A 16,868-nucleotide genomic window follows, 5' to 3' on the forward strand; every position below is an offset into this window, starting at 1 on the left:
ACACAAAATAGCAGGGATGAACCCTGCCAGGCATACGAGCGCGAGCAGCGCCACGGGGCCGTAGAATGGGAAAAGGATCCTATGTCTGCGTGCTATCCACTTTCATCCTGTATTGAATGGCAATTTACCGAAGCCGGCGAGTTGGACGCGCGTTTGCGTGCGGCCAAGGCGGCGGGCTTTGAGCTGGCCGAATTTCACCTGTGGCGCGACAAGCCGGTGGATGCTCTGGCGCAGGCGTTGAACGAGACAGGCATGCGGCTGACCGGGGTTTGCGTTGATCCGCGTCGCTCGATCGTCGATCCGGCCGAGCGCGCGGAATTGGTGACGGCCGTGCGCGAAACCATCGCGGCCACCGCCAAGCTGGGCAAGCCTGACCTGATCGTGGCCTCGGGTTTTCGCGTCGAGGGGTTGAGCGAGGAAGAGCATTTCGCCAACGCCGTCGCCGCCTTGCGCGCGGTGGCCGATGTGGCAGAGGAAGCGGGGGTCACGCTGCTGCTCGAACCGCTCAACACACAGCTCTTTGCGGCCATGTATCTGGTCAGCACCAAGCTGGGCCTCGATCTGGTCGAGGCGGTCAACAGCCCCAACCTGCGGCTGCTCTACGATGTCTGGCACAGTGCGGTGATGGGCGAGGATATGGCGCAGGTTCTGGCCGGGCGCATCCATCTGGTCGCCCATGTTCAGGTGGCCGATATGCCCGCGCGCAACGAACCGGGCACCGGCTCGGTTGATTGGGCCAAAGTCACGCAGACCTTGGCGGATCTGGGCTATTCCGGCGCGATTGGACTGGAATATTTCCCCACCCTGCCCATGGACCAATCCTTGGCGCTGACCCGGCAAAAGCTGGACTGCTAAAGGCCATAATCTGCTGCCACTCGGGAGAGGATGTGGCCATGAACAACACAAAATTGAGCTTTGCCGAACGGCTTAGCTATGGCTTTGGCGATATGGGAACCAGTCTGGCCTATAATATGGCCAGCGGTTTTCTGTTGTTTTATTATACCAACGTGGTGGGCCTGCCTGCGGCATCGGTGGGCACGGTGTTTCTGGTGGCGCGGCTGCTCGATGCGGTGATCGACGTTCTGGTAGGCATCGCGGTGGACAAAACGCGCAGCCGGTGGGGTCGGACGCGCGTCTATTTCCTGTTTGTCGCCTTGCCCTATGCCCTTGTTTCGGTTGCGGTGTTCCATGTGCCCGCATGGGGGCAGGGCGCGCAGCTTGTATATGCCTTCCTGACCTTCAAGGCATTGGGCATTCTCATGTCTTTTCAGGCCATTCCCTATACCGCGCTGATGCCGATGATGACGCTGGACGGCGGCGAACGGCTCAGACTGTCGGGAATGCGCTCGATCGGCACATCGGTCAGCGTGGTGCTGGGCACGGCAACGGTGATGCCTTTGGTGGGCGCGCTTGGCGGGGCGGATCAACAGCGCGGCTTCACGCTGGCGGCGGCGTTGTTTGCCGCTGTCGGCTTTGCCTGCACGGTGGCGCTGTTCCGCAATTGCAGTGAGAGGCATGAGGACCATGCCTCGCCGCGCTTCGCCATCCTGCCGGCGGTGAAGGAGATGCTGCAAAATCGGGCCTGGCTGGTGGTTTTCGGCTCCTGTCTGCTCTATTTTGCGCGCTTTGGCATGATGATGGCGGCCACAGCCTATTTCGCCATTGATGTGCTGGGCAAGCCCTGGATGATCTCAGTGATGCTGCCCGCCGTGGCCGGAATGTTGCTGCTCTCGGCCTTTGTGGCGCCCGCCATTCTGGCGCGCACGGGCATTCGCAACGGCACAGTGGCGGCGCTGGCCATTGCCGCGGTGCTGTTTGCCGCTCTGCCCTTTGTGCAGGATCATGTGGGCCTGTTCCTTGGCCTCTATATCGCCGGTTGCCTTGCCACATCGATCACCATCACGGCCGCCTTTGCGATGATCGCAGAGACGGTGGATTATCACGAAGCCCAGTTCGGCACCCGCCGCGAAGGCTTGCTCTCGGCCGGTATCAGCCTGTCGACCAAGCTGGGCATGGCGCTGGGCACGGCGGGCTTTGCCTATGTGCTGGGCGCCTTTGGCTATGTGCCCGGCCATGTCAGCGACGGCGCGCGCGAGGCGATCCGCTGGACTTATAGCGGCGGCGCGGTGGTTCTGCTGGTGGCCCAAACGCTGGTCATGCTGCTTTGGCCGATCACCGGGCGCGGCAAGACCGCGTGATCGCGCTGACATATTCCGAAACAGGATGGGCGGCGCCCTTCTGATCCAACCTATGCAACGAAACGCGGTCTTACGCGGAGACGGAACTCAGTCATGCACACAGAAACGATCGCAATAAGCCTCGATCTGATCAATCGACACTATCAGGAACCCAACCGGAACCGCTATGAAAGCAAGTATTTCTGGGAGGAGCTTTACAGGCTGATTGCCGCATCGGGCTTTTCGGCCATCGAGATCCCTTATGAGCCGGTGTGGCAATTTGGCGGGCGCAGCGGCGTGCCGATGAACCGCTATTGCGTGAACACCAAATATGAAAGCGCGGCCAATTATCGCGCGCTGCTGAAGGAAAGCGGGGTTGATCGCGTCACGGGCATCACCTTTGATCCCAACCTGTTCATGCGCAATGACAATCTCGGCTTCTATTTTGGCGCAACGGGTCATTTTGCCCATGAGGCTCTTGCCCATGCCGCAGATATGGGCGCGGATTATTTCGCCATCAGCCCATCGCCTTTCTATGGCCGCATTTTGCAATATCATCCCGACCTCGAAAGCCAGAAAGAGGCCTTCACCCAGCGCACTGCCGAAATGCTGGGCGGGCTTGCCACCAAGGCGGCGGAGCTGGGCGTCACGCTGGTTCTGCGCAATGAATACTGGGGTCTGTTCGGCGGTGAGCGGGTTCTGCCCTTGCTCGATGCGCTGCCTGATACGGTGAAGCTTGACCTCGACACGGCCAACCTGTTCGTTGCCGGCACCTCGGCGGCGGATTTTCTTGCGGCGCATGGCGGGCGGATCGGCTGCGTACATCTTACCGACACCGACTTTGTTGATACGGCGGATGTCTGGAAAACGCCCAATCCTGAATTCCCGTCCCATCGTGCAACGCAGGTCTTCCGCGATCCGGGGACCGGGTCGGTCGATCTTTTACAGATCGCGGGCTTGCTGGACCGGCTGAATTATCAGGGGCCGATCACGTGCAGCGCCCGGCAGACGCGCGATCCGTTTCGCGCGCTGCTGCGGACCCGCTCCTTGCTCAACCAGTTTCAGAAATAAGACGGACGGAGAATCCGCGATGCCCAACATTCACTATGCCAATATGAGCCACTGGAAATCGATCCCCTACAAGAAGATCGATAATTTTCGTGAGTTCTATTATGAAGACAAGACCAACAGCGCCTATTATTCCGATTGGGATAATATTCTGAAATATCAGTCTGCGCTTGGTTTCGACGGGATCGAGATTGCGCCGTGGGATATGGCCGACATCCTGCCCCTGTTCGGCTCGCCCGAGAATTTCACGGCTTTTGCAAAAGAGCGCGGGGTCAGCGTGATCGGCATGTTCCACGGTGCGCATGCTTCCCATGCGGCGGATCATTTCGACGAGGCTGTGCGTTCCGGCCGCGAGGCTGTGGACACTATCGTGCGCTTCGGCGGCACCTATATGAACACCTGTCCGACGCAGAACTATTACGGGACCGGGCCGCTGAGCCGCGAAGAGGTGCAGCAATGCGCCAAAGTTATGAATGAGATCGGCCGTTATGCCACCGATCAAGGGGTCAAGATCGGACTGCACAACGAATTTTTCTGTGCGATCAACCTGTCGAACCATCGCGAGCTGATCGAAACAACCGATCCGAGATTTGTGCATTACTGCATCGACACGGCCCAGATCTCGATCATGGGCGAGGATCTGTTGAAGTTCTATGGCGACTATCACGAACGCATCAGCACATTCCACCTCAAGGATACGGCCTCGTCCAATCAACCCGACAGCCTGCGTTTCTCTCAGGACCCTGAGATCACCGATGACGGCACGCGCTGGTTCTGGGAACCGGGCATGGGCGATCTGGACCTCAAGGGCCTCTATCGCCTGCTCAAACAGCATGAGTTCAAGGGCTGGATGTCGATCGAATATGACGGCTCGCCCGACCTTTTGGCCTCGATGGCGATGACGCGCTATTATCTCGATAAGGAGTTGCGCCCGATCTACGATTGAGCGTCAGCCAATTCGGCTGAATATGGGATCACTGCCTGTACCTTTTGCCGAAACGGGGCCGGGTGCAGGCAGTGATCCGATTTGCCGGACTTCAGCATGTGGGCTGGACGATGTTCCCCGCCGCCCTGCGCCCATAGAACCCTAGGACAAGGAGCAGGAAGACGCCCCCGCTGATGCCCAGAGCGGGCAGCAGACTATGGTCCGGGCCTTCCAGAGCATGCGCGAGTGCGTCACCCGCCGCCGTACCCGCCGCACGCACCATGCCCACCGCCAGCCAGTAATACCAGCCACCAACCAATCGGCCCCGACCGCCGCCGATAAAGACCAGCGCCAGCAGACCGCTCAGCCAGACCGTGCCCATGGCGGGGAAGAGCGGCGGGCTGGTCAGGCCGAACGAGGTGAAATCCCCCATGATCGTCCCCCATGCACCGGCCATCATCATGCACAGCCAATAGGCCCAATCCACTTTGGCCGCTCCATTTTCCGCAACGCCCCCACCCAACCGGCGATAGGCCGCCACGGCCAGTACGAAAGCCAGCGACACAACCGGCAACGAGACGGCAAAGCCCAGGTGAAAATCATGGAAAGCATCGCCAATATTGGTGGCGGCGGTGCGTACCGTGATGATCGCCAGCCAGAAGAGCAGGGGCAAGGCGGGCCGCAAGACCCGCTCGGCAATCAGGATCGCGCCGAACAGCAGCGCAAGCCACGGCAGGCCGGACAGATGCCCGATCCCCAGTTCATCGGAAACATAGTCCCCGGTGTTGGTGCCAAACACACTCGCCGCGATAAGAGTGATCCAATAGACCGCATTAATTCTGGGCAGGCTGTTCATGTCTGGCTCCCTTTAATCATCGCGGGAACGAAGTGCGTGCCGGCCCGGCCGGAACGCGACTTGATAGCGATCATCCGTCCAGACGTGGCTTAACCCATTCCGATCAAAGAAGATGGATACAATTTGCCAACCTGATGCCGAGGATCAGGGGGGAGGGGGCTAGGCCCCGGTTCCTAATGTGGGCTGGCGCGACATCGCCTCAATCGCCTGATGGCGGGCCGTAACGAGCGGCGGCACCGGGTCGCCTTCGGGGTAAAATTCCATGGCAATCCAGTCATGATAGCCTAGGCGCCCCAATTCACTGTAAACGCGCCGGAAATTAAGCTCGCCAGTGCCGGGCGCGCCGCGCCGGGGCGAATCGGCGATATGGATGAGGCTGATATCCTTGATGAGCAGTTCGAGCGTTTCCAGAACATTGCCATAGGCTCGCTGCTCGTGAAATATATCGAACAGGATCTTGACGTTCGGCTTGTTCACCTGCTGCAAAATTGCCTTTGCCTGACGCGCGCCGGTCAGGAAGCACGTAGGATTTTCAAACCGGTCGATGGGTTCGATCACCAGCTCGATCGAGGCGGCAGCGGCAAGCTCGGCCGCCTTTTGCAACGCCTGGGCCACGCGGGATTGCTGTTCGGCCGGGGCCATGTCCGGCGCGACCGGGCCCGATACCAAAATGACGCGACCGCATTCCAGCGTGACTGCGCTTTCGATCACCTGCGACAGTTCGGTGAGGAACTGCGCGGTTTCCCCGATTTTTGCAAAGCCCGTTCGCACCCCCGCCATGGCGTCGACGACCAGACCATGACCCCTGATCCGCGAGGCGGCCTCGCGCGTTTCGGCTTTTGTCCAGTTGCGAAATTCGCCAGTCAGCTCGATTCCCTGATAACCGGCCTGGCTGATGATGCCCAACTGGCGCTCAAAGGGAATGTCGTGACCCAACGCCCATGCCATCACCGAAAATCGCGGGGCAGGCGCGGAGGCAGCCCTTGCGGGAAAAGGCGTGAAAGAGGCCATGGAGGCGCCGATGGCCATCCGGCCCAACATGCGCCGACTGACGGGGAAATGGCCTATCCGCATTGTCATCCGGCCCTTTCAGGATGGCAAAGGGCGGCGCCATCGGCCGCATCGGCGGATCTCGAATGCATAGGGTCTGCTCCTTCGACGAGGGCGATTATAGGATCATAGCCGCCCGCCGCGTAACCACCAACTGTTGCTTGCCCGAATTGATGAAGGGCCTTACCGAAAGCTCAAGGACAAGGCATGGTACAGTTTCGGCCGACATACCATCGCGCTGATCCAGTCCGCGATGAGGGCGGTGCCGAACAGCGGCAGGATCATGGACCTGTCGGCGGTCATCTCCATCACTATGATGATCGCCGTCAGCGGCGCGCGCACCACGCCGGAGAAATAGCCCACGATGCCCAGCACCACGATGGCCCCGCTGGGATGGGTGGGAAAGATCATCGCCAGACCTTGCCCCAGCCCTGCGCCCACCGAGAGCGAAGGGGCAAAGATGCCTCCCGGCGCGCCGCTCAGCGCCGTGGCCAGCGTGGAAATCAGCTTGGCCGGGCCGAAGATCAGCGAAGTATGATGTCCTTCAAGCAGGGCCCGAGTGGTCTCATAGCCCGTTCCCCATGACAGCCCGCCGCTGGCGATCCCCGTGATCGCCACGATCAGCCCACATGCCCCGGCCAGAATCAGCGGACGCGCCTTTATCCTTGCCAGCCATGGCGCGCCCGACCATGCCATGACGACCATTGCGCGAGCAAACAATCCGCCCAGCAGGCCGCCGCAGACCCCTGCCAGCGGCACGACGATCAGCATGGTGCGCAGGTCCAGCGCCGCACTCATCGCGCCGAAGTAGATATAATCACCCGACAGGCCCAGACTGACCAGACCCGCGATCATCACCGCTGCCATCACCTGTACCGCGACCTTTTGTTCAAACGCGGCCGCCAGTTCCTCAATGGCGAAGGCTACCCCTGCCAGCGGCGTGTTGAAGGCCGCGGCCACGCCCGCCGCGCCCCCTGCGATCACCACGCCCGAGGTGATCGGCACCCGCAGCATCCGGTTCACCGCCATCATGATAGAGGCGCTGATCTGCACCGTGGGCCCTTCGCGCCCGGCCGATCCGCCTGCCAGCAGGATCAACATCGTGCCGACAAATTTGGCCGCAGCGGTCGATGGGGAAAGCAGCGCCGCGGCCTTGGCTCCATCCGGCTTGTGACAGGCCGCCATCACCTGCGGAATGCCGGAGGCCCGTGCGAGCGGCCAGAAGCGGCGCGTGAACCATACCACCATCATGAACAGGGCCGGGGTCAGGATCAGCGGCGCCCATGGCGCGTGGCGATATAGCGCAAGAAAGGCGCGCTGGGCCCATTCTCCGCCTTGCGCAAACGCGATGGCCGCCAGCGCCAGCGCCATCGCGCCAAGGATCGCGGCGATCCGCGACGCCAATGTTCCGGTCCAGCGCAAGCGAGGATGCAATGTATTGGCTTGTCGGTCAATCGACACAGCGGGCCTCTTGTTCAGAGCCTGAAAACGATGCCCTTAGGCCCGACATGCGCTGTCGTCTAGGCAAGATCGCATGAGACCAGACCGAGGCAATTGGCCCGCATCCGGCGTGGCCTTGCCGGTCCTGCCGCGTTCCTTGTCCTTGCGAATATCCTGCGTCAAAACAGCAGCCCGCGGCTGTTAAAAGGATTTTGCCGGGCATCGAGCTCGATCAGGACATCGACGCGCGGCGACAGGTCGATCAGCATATGGCGGGTCAGACGTTCGTAATGGCTGACGAAACGTTTTACCGCATCGTCATCCATGGCTGCGCGGGAATCCGGCTGGGTTTCGCGCAGCTTGTGTTCCTGCAGCATCCTGTTGGCCAGAACATGGTCGAAAGACGGCGGTTTCAGCATCACCATATGGTCGATGGCGGAAAACCAGCGCGCATAGTCGGTGCGCAGGGCGTCATTGACATGACTGCGCCAAATGCCTTGCGGGTCCTCCTGCGCTTCCAGAGCGTTGATCGGTGCGGTCAGGCTGCTTCGATCCTGTGGTCTTGCCCCCACACACCATCCTTCGAACAGGATGACATCGGGCTGGCCTGAACATTGCCCCCAATTCTGCGGCGGCATACGGTCGTCCGTGCTTTTGCTGAAGCGGGGTATCAACACCCGCGCCCCAGCCCGCAGGCTGTCGATCACCGCCATCCCCATGGCAACGTCATGCGTGCCCGGAACGCCGCGTGTGCGGAACAGTGGGTGGACCTCCTGCGCCATCCTTTGCCGTTCGGCCAGCGGCAGATAAAGGTCATCGAGCGACAGGGTGACGGTCGTGAGTCCGAGCTCGGGCAGCAGGGCTTCCTGAAGGAAACGACAAAGGGTGGATTTGCCACTGCCCTGCGCCCCGTTTATGCCCACGACGATCGCCGAATGTGCCATGCTGTGCCAGTTGGCGATCTTTCGCGCCAGCGGCCGCCACCAGCGATCAACCGTTTCCATATAAGTGTCAGGCAAGCGCTCGTCGGCAATCAGCCTTGATGTAAGGTCGCTCATGATCGACCCTCTCTTGGAGGGCGGCCTTGTGCCCAGTGGTCAAGATTGGCCAAGGCCCGCAACCCCATTGCCAATGCGTCGACCAGCGAGGCTTTATCCTTCACATCGCCCCGCGCGGTGTTGATCAGGATGGCATGCGGTTTCATATGAGCCAGAACCTCTGCATTGATGATGTTGCGCTTGGCCTCGCCGCCCGGCGCCCTGCGTTTGCGGAACTGCGAAGATGCTGCTTAGGGCTTGAGCCGCCATCCGGTGCGGAAAATCCACGCCAGAGCGATCAGGCACAGCGCCATGAACCCGGCGGTGAATGCAAGGCTGGCGCCGACCCCTACATCGCCAAGGCCATAGAAGCTCCAGCGAAACCCGCTGACCAGATAGACCACCGGGTTGAACAGGCTGACCGTGCGCCATGGCTGGGGCAGCATGTCGATCGAATAGAACGCGCCGCCAAGGAAGGTCAACGGCGTGATGACCAGCGAGGGAATGATCGCCAGTTGCTCGAAATTCTTGGCCCAGATGCCGATGAGAAAGCCGAACAGGCTGAAAGTCAGCGAGGTCAGCAGCAGGAAGGCGACCATCCACACCGGATGCAGGATGCGCACATCGGTAAAGAAGGTGGCCGTAGCAAGGATGATAAGGCCGATCACCACCGATTTGGTTGCCGCCGCGCCGACATAGCCGATCACCGCCTCGACTGCGTTGAGCGGGGCCGAAAGGATCTCGAACATCGTGCCGGTGAATTTGGGAAAATAGATGCCGATGGAGGCGTTCGAGATGCTTTGGGTCAAAAGGCTGAGCATGATCAGGCCCGGCACGATGAAGGCGCCATAGCCCACCCCGCCGACATGGCTCATCCGCGAGCCGATGGCGCCGCCAAAGACGATGAAATAGAGTGCGGTGGTGATGACCGGCGTCGCCACGCTTTGCCAGACGGTGCGGATCGAGCGGGCCATTTCGGTGCGGTAAATCGCCCAGATGCCGTGGAGATTGATTCCGCTCATGCCGCCTTCTCCACCAGATTGACGAAAATATCCTCCAGCGTACTGCGGCTGGTGTCGAGATCGCGGTAGGCAATGCCCAATTCGCTCAGGCGATGGAGCAGAGCGGGCATGCCGGTGTCTTCGGCCTGCGCATCGAAACTGTAGATCAGGCGCAACCCATCCTCGGCCAGCACCAGCGACCACTCGGCAAGCTGCTCCGGAATGGCCGCCAAGGGCGCCTGCAAGGTCAGGGTCAGTTGCCGCTTGCCCATCTTGCGCATCAGGGCGTCCTTGTCTTCGACCAGCAGCAGCCGACCTCCGTTGATGACGCCCACGCGGTCCGCCATTTCCTCGGCCTCCTCGATGTAATGGGTGGTCAGGATGATCGTCATCCCCCGTTCGCGCAGCTTGCGCACCAGCGCCCACATGTCGCGGCGCAGGTTGACATCCACGCCCGCCGTCGGCTCATCGAGGAACAGCAATTCGGGTTCATGGCTCAACGCCTTGGCGATCATCACGCGGCGCTTCATGCCGCCGGAAAGCTCCATGGTGCGCACGTTGCGCTTGTCCCACAGCGATAGGTCGCGCAGGATTTCCTCGATATAGGCCGGATCGGGGGCCTTGCCGAACAGGCCCCGGCTGAAGCGTACGGTGTTGAGCACCGTCGAGAACATGTCCAGCGCAATTTCCTGCGGCACAAGGCCGATGCGCTGGCGGGCTTCGCGGCGGGCATGGTCGATGTCATGGCCGGCGACGGTGATAGTGCCGGTGCTGCGGGTCACGGTGCCGCAGATGATGCTGATAAGGGTCGTCTTGCCCGCGCCATTGGGGCCGAGCAGCGCGAAAATTTCGCCTCGTTCGATGGACAGATCGACGCTTTCAAGCGCCTTGTGGCCGGATTTATATTGCTTGCCGAGTGCTTCGATCGAAAGGATCGCAGGCATGGAGCCTCCATGTGGGGGGACATGGACGGCAGGATGCGCCGTCGCGCCCAAGATGGCGCGGCCGGAGCGGATGTCCAGACCGACAACGCGTCGACGGCCAAATATATCGTCGGCGCAACGTATCTCGCCTTGCGGATGGAATCAGGCTAGATTGGTGATCAAACGGGCCAAAGAGCGCCGTGACGGGCAGAGAGGAGCGGCATTGGCCGGTGGATGACAACCAACTCATTGCCACGATGTATGGCGCGGTGGGCGAGGAGCTGCGCTGGACCGCTGTTCTCGATGCGATAAAGTTGCGTCTGGGGGTGGCCAGCGCGGTGTTTCAGAGCCTTGTTGCGCATAAGGACGATCTGGTCCCGTTCATTTGTCGGCGTGATACATGGTCCACACAGGAGGCGCAGCGCCACGATGCCTGGGCCAATTCACCGCTCAACCCCCGCTTTCGCCGCGACACCGAACCGCGCGGGCAGGACGAGATCGAGAGCGACCAGCGCAGTCTGGCTTTCACCGCCGCTGATCGGGAGGCCTTGCGCCATGGTCTGGCCACCTGTGGTTTGGGGCCGGGGTTCTGGCTGGGGTGCAAGACCGCGCCGGGCGAACATACGACCATGATTTTCCATCGCCATCTTGGCGACGGCCGCGACATGACTGAGGCGGATTTGGGCTTTCTAAACCAGCTTTTGCCCCACTTCCGACAGGTTTCGAGCCTTTTGGGCAAGATTGCGGGCTATGAGGCGCGGCTTTCGATAACCGAAGCCTTCATGGATTCAACCAGCCTTGCGCTCATCGCCTGTGATAGGGATCTCAACATTCGGTGGATGAATGCGGCGGCCGAAGGGCTTGTGGGCACGCTGCCGCAGATGGCGCGATCAGGCGGCAGATTGCGGTTTCGCGCGATGGATGCCGATCTGATGGTGCGGGATGCCATCAGGGGGCAGCGGGGCGACACCTGCCGCATCGCCGGGGATGGGCCCGGCGAAGTGCTGCATCTTCGCGTGCTGCGTCGCGATGCCGCCGACCGTCCGGGGGATAATCTCGCGCTTGTCGCGCTCTGCTCGCCCTCCACGGCGCCCAGTATCAATGCGGCTGAAGTTGCCGACCTGTTCGGCCTGACCATGGCCGAGGCCACGCTGACCACGCATCTGGTGGGCGGGATGACGGTCAAGGATTTCGCCGCCCATCGCGGCATTGCCGAAGGCACCGCAAGGATGCAGCTAAAAAGCGCGTTGGCCAAGGCCGGGGTTGGCCGTCAGGCCGATCTGGTCCGGCACGTGTGCCAGTCGCTCGCGCGGCTCTAGGGTGGCCGGGGCGGATTGCCGCCGCCCCGGCCCGGCCATCAGAACGCCACGTTCAGCTTGACGCCAAACTCACGCGGGGCCCCATAGAATTCGTTCGAATTCAATTGGCCCGTGATATATTGCTTGTTCGTCAGGTTGGTGCCCCATGCCTCAACCTTCAGCCTGTTGTTGAGTTTAAGCGTGACAATCGCTGAAAGCAGCTCGCGCGCATTGAGTCGGTCCGAGAGCGGCGAATAGCCGATATAGGTGAATTGTTCGCCGACATAGGCATAGTTCACCCGCGGCGTCAGCGTCACCTCACCGCCCAGCGACAATTCATATTCAAACCCGCCACCCCATGTCAGGCGCGGCGCATAGAGATTGGGGCCGCCCCCGGTGGTTTGGATAAAGGGCCGATAGTCAAAGCAGAGCGGCGGCGAGGATGGCTGGCCAATCGGGCATTGCGGACCCAGATTGGCCCCGCCCAACTGGCGGGTGTTGACGAAGGTCACGCTGGCCAGATGCGAATCCACAAAGGCCACATTGGCGTCAAAGCCGAAGGCGCCAAAGCGTCCCTGCACCTGCGCCTCCACGCCCTTGATCTTGACCGTGGAGATGTTTTCCACGCCCGAAAAGCCGGTGCTGGGTTCGACCACGTTGAACTGGAAATTGGCATATTGGTTATAGAATGCGCTCAACTGGGTGCGGATACGGTTATGCAGAAAGGCCGATTTCCAGCCCGCTTCATAGCTGATCACGCGTTCCGGATCGAAGTTTGACGTGGGCGAATTAAAGCCGCCCGGCTTGTACCCCCGCGCGACCAGCGCATAGAGCAGGTTGTCCCGGTCGATCTTCCAGTTGAGCGCGAATTTGCCGGTCGCCAGCGAATCTTTATGTTCGCCCGCCAGCGAGGCCACGGCAAGGCCCGCCGTGGGAAAGCCGGGAATGCCGCGCCCAATGGTGACATCGCCATAGCCGGTGGCCTTATAGGTCGAATAGCGCGCGCCCAACTGCGCCTCAAGGCCCGGCACGATCTCGTAATTGCCCTGTGCGAACAGGCCGGTGGTCGTGCGCTGGTTGCCGCCGATGATGTCGGTGGGAAAGCCGCCCTGATCCTGAAGAATGCGGATGCGGATGTCGTTGCGCTGGAAATAGCCGCCCAAAATCCAGTCGAACCGCCCTGCCGTGGGCGAGATGATGTTGATTTCCTGCGTATAGACCTTTTCGCCCGCGAAATAGTTCTCCGCCACGCCGCCGGGGCCTGCCGATGCGTCAACATCGTTGAGCGCATTGATCCGCTTGTTCTGATACCCTGTAACCGAGCGGAGCACGATCCCGCTGGCCAATTCCTGTTTCAGTTCAAGGCTGGCCTGAAAGGCCCGCTCGCGGTTGGCTACGGGAGTGTCAAAGCTGAGCGTTCGGATGTCGCCCATGCGATAGGCATCAAAGGGTGTGCCAGGGATCGGGCGATAGGCATAGCCGCCCGTGTTGCGATCATTGAACGACACTTTGGCAATGGCCTGAAATGATCCGGGCTTCCACATGGCGGTCAGGCGGCCGCCTCCCTCCTGCAGCTTGCCTGCATCCGTGGGCACCGGGCCGACGCTGGTGTAATAGCTGCGATGGCTGCGATAGAAACCCGCCGCGCGCAGCCCGAATGTGTCGGAAACCGGCAAGTTTACCGCGCCTTCGGACTGGAACGAATTGTAATTGCCGACTCCTGCCGTCGCATAGCCGCCGAGGCCCTTGTTGAACTGCGGGTTCTGCGTGTTGATGAAGATCGCCCCGCCGGTCGAGTTTGACCCTACCAGCGTCCCTTGCGGCCCGCGCAGCACCTCGACGCCGGCCAGATCGTAAAAGCTGTTGGCTTGCACGATGGGGGGCTGAAACAGGCCATCGACATAGGTGGCGACACCGGCGGTCACGCTGGGCGAATTGCTGGCCAGACCGATGCCGCGAATGTTGATCGACTGGGTAATGCCGCCATCGGAGATCGAGAGGGCGGGGCTGGCGTTTTGCAGGTCGGACAGGTTGGTCACGGCCTTGGCGGCCAGCGAACCGGAATCGAAGGCTGTTGCCGAAACCGCCAGATCCTGCAGCTTTTCCTTGCGCCTCTGGGCCGTGACGATGATGTCGCCCACGCCCTGACTGGGGGCTTCCGGCGCGGCGGCCGTTTCGCGCGATTGCGCCAGACCGGCATCGGGCTGGCAAGTAAGGGCGAGCGCAAGAGCGCCCCCCAGCATAAAGTGAAGTTTCATGTTTCCCTCCCTTTGTTTTATATTTTTATGATTGGGGCTTCCAAGCCGAGGCGGCGGCCATAAATGCCAAGGTTTCCTGGCTCACTTCGCCGTCCTGCGGCGGGAAATAGCTCAGCTTGACCACCACGGTGCGGCTTGCCGGATCGATGTAGACATACTGCCCTTGCAACCCAATGGCCGAATAGGCAGGCGAATTGGCCATGGTCCACCATTGATAGCCATAGCCGCCCTCGGGGCCGGTTTCCGGTCCGGCGGGGGCTTGCGCGGCCTTCACCCAATCGGCGCTGACTACACGCTTGCCGTTGATGACGCCCTGGTCGAGCATCATCTGGCCAAAGCGTGCCCAATCGCGCAGGGTGGCGTTGAAGCCGGCGCCGCTGAATTCGCGCCCGATGCCCGGTTCGCCGTCCATGATGTAGAACCCGTCGGCCTCGGTGCCCAGCGGTTCCCACAGCTTGCGCGCGGTATAGGCCGCCACCGATCCGCCGCTGACCCTTTCGATCAGCCAGCCCAGCACCGCCGTATCGATCGTCTTATAGGCAAAGACCTCGCCCGGCTTGGACTTGCGTTTGATCGTGCGGGCCACATCGGCAAAGCGCGCGACATTCTTGACCAGCGCGTTGATATGGTTGCTGGCCGCGATGCCGGGATTGGCGAAATCGTAGCGTTCCTCATAATCGACGCCTGATCGCATTTGCAGGATCTGGCGAATGGTCACGCCATCATAGCCGCCGCCCTTCAATTCGGGCAGATAGCGGGTGATCGGATCATCCAGTGAGGTGATCAGGCCGTCAGCCAGCGCCGCGCCGACCAGCGTCGAGGTGATCGACTTGGTCATCGACCAGCCCATGAAGCGCGTGCGTTCGTTCGACCCGTTGCGATAGATCTCGGTGACGATCCGCCCGTCCTTCATGATGAGCAGGGCGTTGGTATAGGTGCGCTCCAACGCCTGCTCGGCGGTCCATGTCTTGCCCGCGAAGGAATAGGTGAAATCCATCGCCCGCTCGACGTTGGGCAGGGGCGAGGGCGCCCCCGAATGGCCGACAAGCCGCGTGGTGAACAACTGGTCCATATTGCGGAAGGTGAAAGAGTTCACATCCGCATCATTCATGCGCCAGCGCATCACCTGCGTAGCCACCGGCACATCCGAGCTGACCTCGCCCTTCAATTGGGCGGGAAGCTGCTGCTGGGCGTAAACGCCGGTCGGCCCCATCAGCAAACCGGCCATCGCGCCCACGGCCAGACGAAATGCAAAAGTCATGTTGATCCATCTCCCTGCGGCACAGCTTTCACGAGCCATGCGTTGCGCGGATATTGCCCTGCGCCGAGGAGGGCCGCATGAACCATTTGGTATATGCGATATCAATTTTTCACGGTGAGTTTGGCTTGATCCGCAATTCTCCTCGCCTATCCCGAGGGGAAACTGCGGCGAGATGCGTATGACCTTTAGAGCGAAGGAGGAATGGGTGGCTCAGATTGATGATTGGCTGGCCCGCGCGGCAGGCAATATTCCCGCTGATGGGCTGGATGCGACGTTCTCGGCGCTGGAACAAAGGCTGGGGGAAGAACCGACCCCGATGGCGATGGCAGGCCGACGTGATGCGCGCCGCGCAATGCTCTGCGCCTGTTTCGCGGCCATTGCGGGCTTTTGGGCAATTGGCGGGGCAGATGACATTGCGCAGGCCAAGGCCCAGCCGACATGGATTGCCGCCCCTTCGCAATCCTCGCCCTACAGCCTGCTGATCGGGCACTAGGATGCTGTCCTCTTCCGGCCGCCTGATGCTGTCCACCATCGCCGGGGCGCTGATCGGGGTGATTGTGGCAACGGGGCTGGCCACGGCGTGGGATGCGGCAGGGCATCGCGATTCCGATCTGCATCAAAGGCTGCACCATGCCGTCCCGCTCGACGCGCAGGAACAGGTCACGCTGGATGCCAAGGAGCGCGCCTTTGCCGAGAGGCGCAAGGCAATCGAAGTCGATCTGCAAATGGCCAACGGGCGCCTGGCCGATGCGATTGCCCGCACGCCCAGTTGGTCGCCGCAGGTGGAGGCGGCCACGCGCGATGTTGAAAAGGCCGCCGCCGATCTGCAACGCGCCACGCTGGTCCATGTTTTTGAAATGCGCGCCGGATTAAAGCCCGAGCATCGCGCTGCCTATGATGCGGTGCTGATCGAAGCCTTGCGGCGCGGGCCCCGGTGAATGCCGTCGAGGCCGACCCCGAGCTGGCCTTGCGGGCGGCGCAGGGAGATCGGCGCGCCTACACCGTCCTGATGACGCGCCATGGCGGATCGCTGGCTCAGGCCGCGCGCGCATTTGGCATGCCCGAAACCGATGTCGATGATGTGGTGCAGGAAAGCTTCATCGCAGCATGGCGTAATCTGGCGCAATATGATCCGGCGCGGCCCTTTCGCGGATGGTTGTTTCGCATTGCCATCAACAAGATGCGCGATATGCGCCGCCGCCGCCGGGTACGCGCGTTTCTGTTTGGCGCCCATAGATTGGATGAGCGCCCCGACATTGCCGACGATGCACCCGATCAGGAGCGCAGCGCCATCGCCATCAGCGAGTTTGCCCATATCCGCGCCAAACTGGCCGGCCTCGAAGGCAATCTGGGCGAGGCGTTGGTGCTGACCGCGATTGTCGGCATGACCCAGCCTGAGGCGGCGCTGGCGCTGGGCATCAGCGTCAAGAGCATAGAGGGGCGGGTAGCGCGGGCGCGCAGCAGACTGGCTGCGGTGCTGGATCAGGAAAAATTGCAACAGGCCGAGGGGGAAGCGCCGCGCGGCGCGTAGATCCCATGAAAGCCGATAAAACCGGCTTTTGTGGGGAGTTTTC

The 16,868-nt window shown here is 61.5% G+C and carries 16 protein-coding genes and 1 pseudogene; 8 read left to right on the forward strand and 9 right to left on the reverse strand.

Annotation, left to right across the window (positions count from 1 at the left end; all coding sequences use genetic code 11):
• Positions 1-141 precede the first annotated feature (141 nt).
• The 4 genes from FHW96_RS06225 to FHW96_RS06240 all read left to right on the forward strand — a co-directional run bounded on the left by FHW96_RS06225 (position 142) and on the right by FHW96_RS06240 (position 4,191).
• Complete coding sequence (locus FHW96_RS06225; RefSeq protein WP_253950778.1) at positions 142-855, forward strand: sugar phosphate isomerase/epimerase family protein; 714 nt, start codon at positions 142-144, stop codon at positions 853-855.
• Between the two features lie 38 nt (positions 856-893).
• Positions 894-2,198: an MFS transporter gene (locus tag FHW96_RS06230; protein ID WP_172339695.1), complete on the forward strand. Its 1,305-nt coding sequence runs from the start codon at positions 894-896 to the stop codon at positions 2,196-2,198.
• Positions 2,199-2,291: 93 nt separating this feature from the next.
• On the forward strand, positions 2,292-3,248 hold the full coding sequence (locus FHW96_RS06235; RefSeq protein ID WP_172339696.1) for a sugar phosphate isomerase/epimerase: 957 nt from the start codon (positions 2,292-2,294) through the stop codon (positions 3,246-3,248).
• 19 nt (positions 3,249-3,267) lie between these two features.
• Positions 3,268-4,191 (forward strand): sugar phosphate isomerase/epimerase, encoded by a 924-nt coding sequence (locus tag FHW96_RS06240; protein WP_172339697.1) that lies wholly within the window; start codon positions 3,268-3,270, stop codon positions 4,189-4,191.
• Between the two features lie 91 nt (positions 4,192-4,282).
• Here FHW96_RS06240 and FHW96_RS06245 read toward each other — a convergent pair whose 3' ends face one another.
• From FHW96_RS06245 to FHW96_RS06275, 7 genes and pseudogenes are all read right to left on the reverse strand, one after another.
• Entirely contained in the window at positions 4,283-5,026 is a 744-nt protein-coding gene (locus FHW96_RS06245) for a hypothetical protein (RefSeq protein ID WP_172339698.1), read from the reverse strand.
• Between the two features lie 159 nt (positions 5,027-5,185).
• Positions 5,186-6,106: a TIM barrel protein gene (locus FHW96_RS06250; protein WP_172339699.1), complete on the reverse strand. Its 921-nt coding sequence runs from the start codon at positions 6,104-6,106 to the stop codon at positions 5,186-5,188.
• A gap of 153 nt (positions 6,107-6,259) precedes the next feature.
• Entirely contained in the window at positions 6,260-7,480 is a 1,221-nt protein-coding gene (locus FHW96_RS06255; protein ID WP_371815651.1) for a chloride channel protein, read from the reverse strand.
• A gap of 215 nt (positions 7,481-7,695) precedes the next feature.
• Positions 7,696-8,574 carry a kinase gene (locus tag FHW96_RS06260; protein WP_172339700.1) on the reverse strand — a complete coding sequence of 293 codons (879 nt, stop codon included), beginning with the start codon at positions 8,572-8,574 and terminating at the stop codon, positions 7,696-7,698.
• Positions 8,571-8,762 (reverse strand): annotated as a pseudogene (locus tag FHW96_RS06265) (NAD(P)-dependent oxidoreductase); the annotation flags it as partial. The gene FHW96_RS06260 and the pseudogene FHW96_RS06265, both read right to left, overlap by 4 nt.
• Positions 8,763-8,804: 42 nt before the next feature.
• Complete coding sequence (locus FHW96_RS06270) at positions 8,805-9,575, reverse strand: ABC transporter permease (RefSeq protein WP_172339701.1); 771 nt, start codon at positions 9,573-9,575, stop codon at positions 8,805-8,807.
• Positions 9,572-10,498 (reverse strand): ABC transporter ATP-binding protein, encoded by a 927-nt coding sequence (locus tag FHW96_RS06275; RefSeq protein ID WP_172339702.1) that lies wholly within the window; start codon positions 10,496-10,498, stop codon positions 9,572-9,574. The genes FHW96_RS06270 and FHW96_RS06275 overlap by 4 nt, the downstream gene beginning before the upstream one ends.
• Positions 10,499-10,707: 209 nt before the next feature.
• Between FHW96_RS06275 and FHW96_RS06280 the strand changes: the two genes are divergently transcribed.
• Entirely contained in the window at positions 10,708-11,796 is a 1,089-nt protein-coding gene (locus FHW96_RS06280; protein WP_172339703.1) for a helix-turn-helix transcriptional regulator, read from the forward strand.
• A gap of 38 nt (positions 11,797-11,834) precedes the next feature.
• Here FHW96_RS06280 and FHW96_RS06285 read toward each other — a convergent pair whose 3' ends face one another.
• On the reverse strand, positions 11,835-14,033 hold the full coding sequence (locus tag FHW96_RS06285; RefSeq protein WP_172339704.1) for a TonB-dependent receptor: 2,199 nt from the start codon (positions 14,031-14,033) through the stop codon (positions 11,835-11,837).
• A 25-nt stretch (positions 14,034-14,058) separates the two neighbouring features.
• Positions 14,059-15,294 (reverse strand): serine hydrolase, encoded by a 1,236-nt coding sequence (locus FHW96_RS06290; protein ID WP_172339705.1) that lies wholly within the window; start codon positions 15,292-15,294, stop codon positions 14,059-14,061.
• Between the two features lie 205 nt (positions 15,295-15,499).
• Between FHW96_RS06290 and FHW96_RS06295 the strand changes: the two genes are divergently transcribed.
• Genes FHW96_RS06295 through FHW96_RS06305 form a run of 3 tightly spaced genes read left to right on the forward strand, consistent with a single transcriptional unit; the run spans position 15,500 to position 16,825 of the window.
• A complete protein-coding gene (locus FHW96_RS06295; RefSeq protein ID WP_172339706.1) occupies positions 15,500-15,787 on the forward strand; it encodes a CnrY/NccY family anti-sigma factor in 288 nt (95 codons plus the stop codon).
• Between the two features lies 1 nt (position 15,788).
• The gene (locus FHW96_RS06300; RefSeq protein WP_172339707.1) at positions 15,789-16,232 is read left to right on the forward strand and encodes a periplasmic heavy metal sensor; all 444 of its coding nucleotides are present in this window, start codon (positions 15,789-15,791) and stop codon (positions 16,230-16,232) included.
• Positions 16,229-16,825, forward strand: a complete 597-nt coding sequence (locus tag FHW96_RS06305) for a sigma-70 family RNA polymerase sigma factor (protein ID WP_172339708.1) — start codon at positions 16,229-16,231, stop codon at positions 16,823-16,825. Before FHW96_RS06300 ends, FHW96_RS06305 begins: the two co-directional genes overlap by 4 nt.
• The last annotated feature ends 43 nt before the right edge of the window (positions 16,826-16,868 follow it).

It is taken from the genome of Novosphingobium sp. SG751A, assembly GCF_013149295.1.
In the GTDB taxonomy this organism is placed as follows: Bacteria; Pseudomonadota; Alphaproteobacteria; order Sphingomonadales; family Sphingomonadaceae; genus Novosphingobium.

Bases quoted from the DNA above. Each gene is read 5' to 3' on its own strand.
- FHW96_RS06250 (WP_172339699.1), bottom strand. From the start codon at position 6,106: ATGACAATGCGGATAGGCCATTTCCCCGTCAGTCGGCGCATGTTGGGC.
- FHW96_RS06275 (WP_172339702.1), bottom strand. From the start codon at position 10,498: ATGCCTGCGATCCTTTCGATCGAAGCACTCGGCAAGCAATATAAATCC.
- FHW96_RS06260 (WP_172339700.1), bottom strand. From the start codon at position 8,574: ATGAGCGACCTTACATCAAGGCTGATTGCCGACGAGCGCTTGCCTGAC.
- FHW96_RS06240 (WP_172339697.1), top strand. From the start codon at position 3,268: ATGCCCAACATTCACTATGCCAATATGAGCCACTGGAAATCGATCCCC.
- FHW96_RS06290 (WP_172339705.1), bottom strand. From the start codon at position 15,294: ATGACTTTTGCATTTCGTCTGGCCGTGGGCGCGATGGCCGGTTTGCTG.
- FHW96_RS06245 (WP_172339698.1), bottom strand. From the start codon at position 5,026: ATGAACAGCCTGCCCAGAATTAATGCGGTCTATTGGATCACTCTTATC.
- FHW96_RS06285 (WP_172339704.1), bottom strand. From the start codon at position 14,033: ATGAAACTTCACTTTATGCTGGGGGGCGCTCTTGCGCTCGCCCTTACT.
- FHW96_RS06230 (WP_172339695.1), top strand. From the start codon at position 894: ATGAACAACACAAAATTGAGCTTTGCCGAACGGCTTAGCTATGGCTTT.
- FHW96_RS06235 (WP_172339696.1), top strand. From the start codon at position 2,292: ATGCACACAGAAACGATCGCAATAAGCCTCGATCTGATCAATCGACAC.
- FHW96_RS06270 (WP_172339701.1), bottom strand. From the start codon at position 9,575: ATGAGCGGAATCAATCTCCACGGCATCTGGGCGATTTACCGCACCGAA.
- FHW96_RS06300 (WP_172339707.1), top strand. From the start codon at position 15,789: ATGCTGTCCTCTTCCGGCCGCCTGATGCTGTCCACCATCGCCGGGGCG.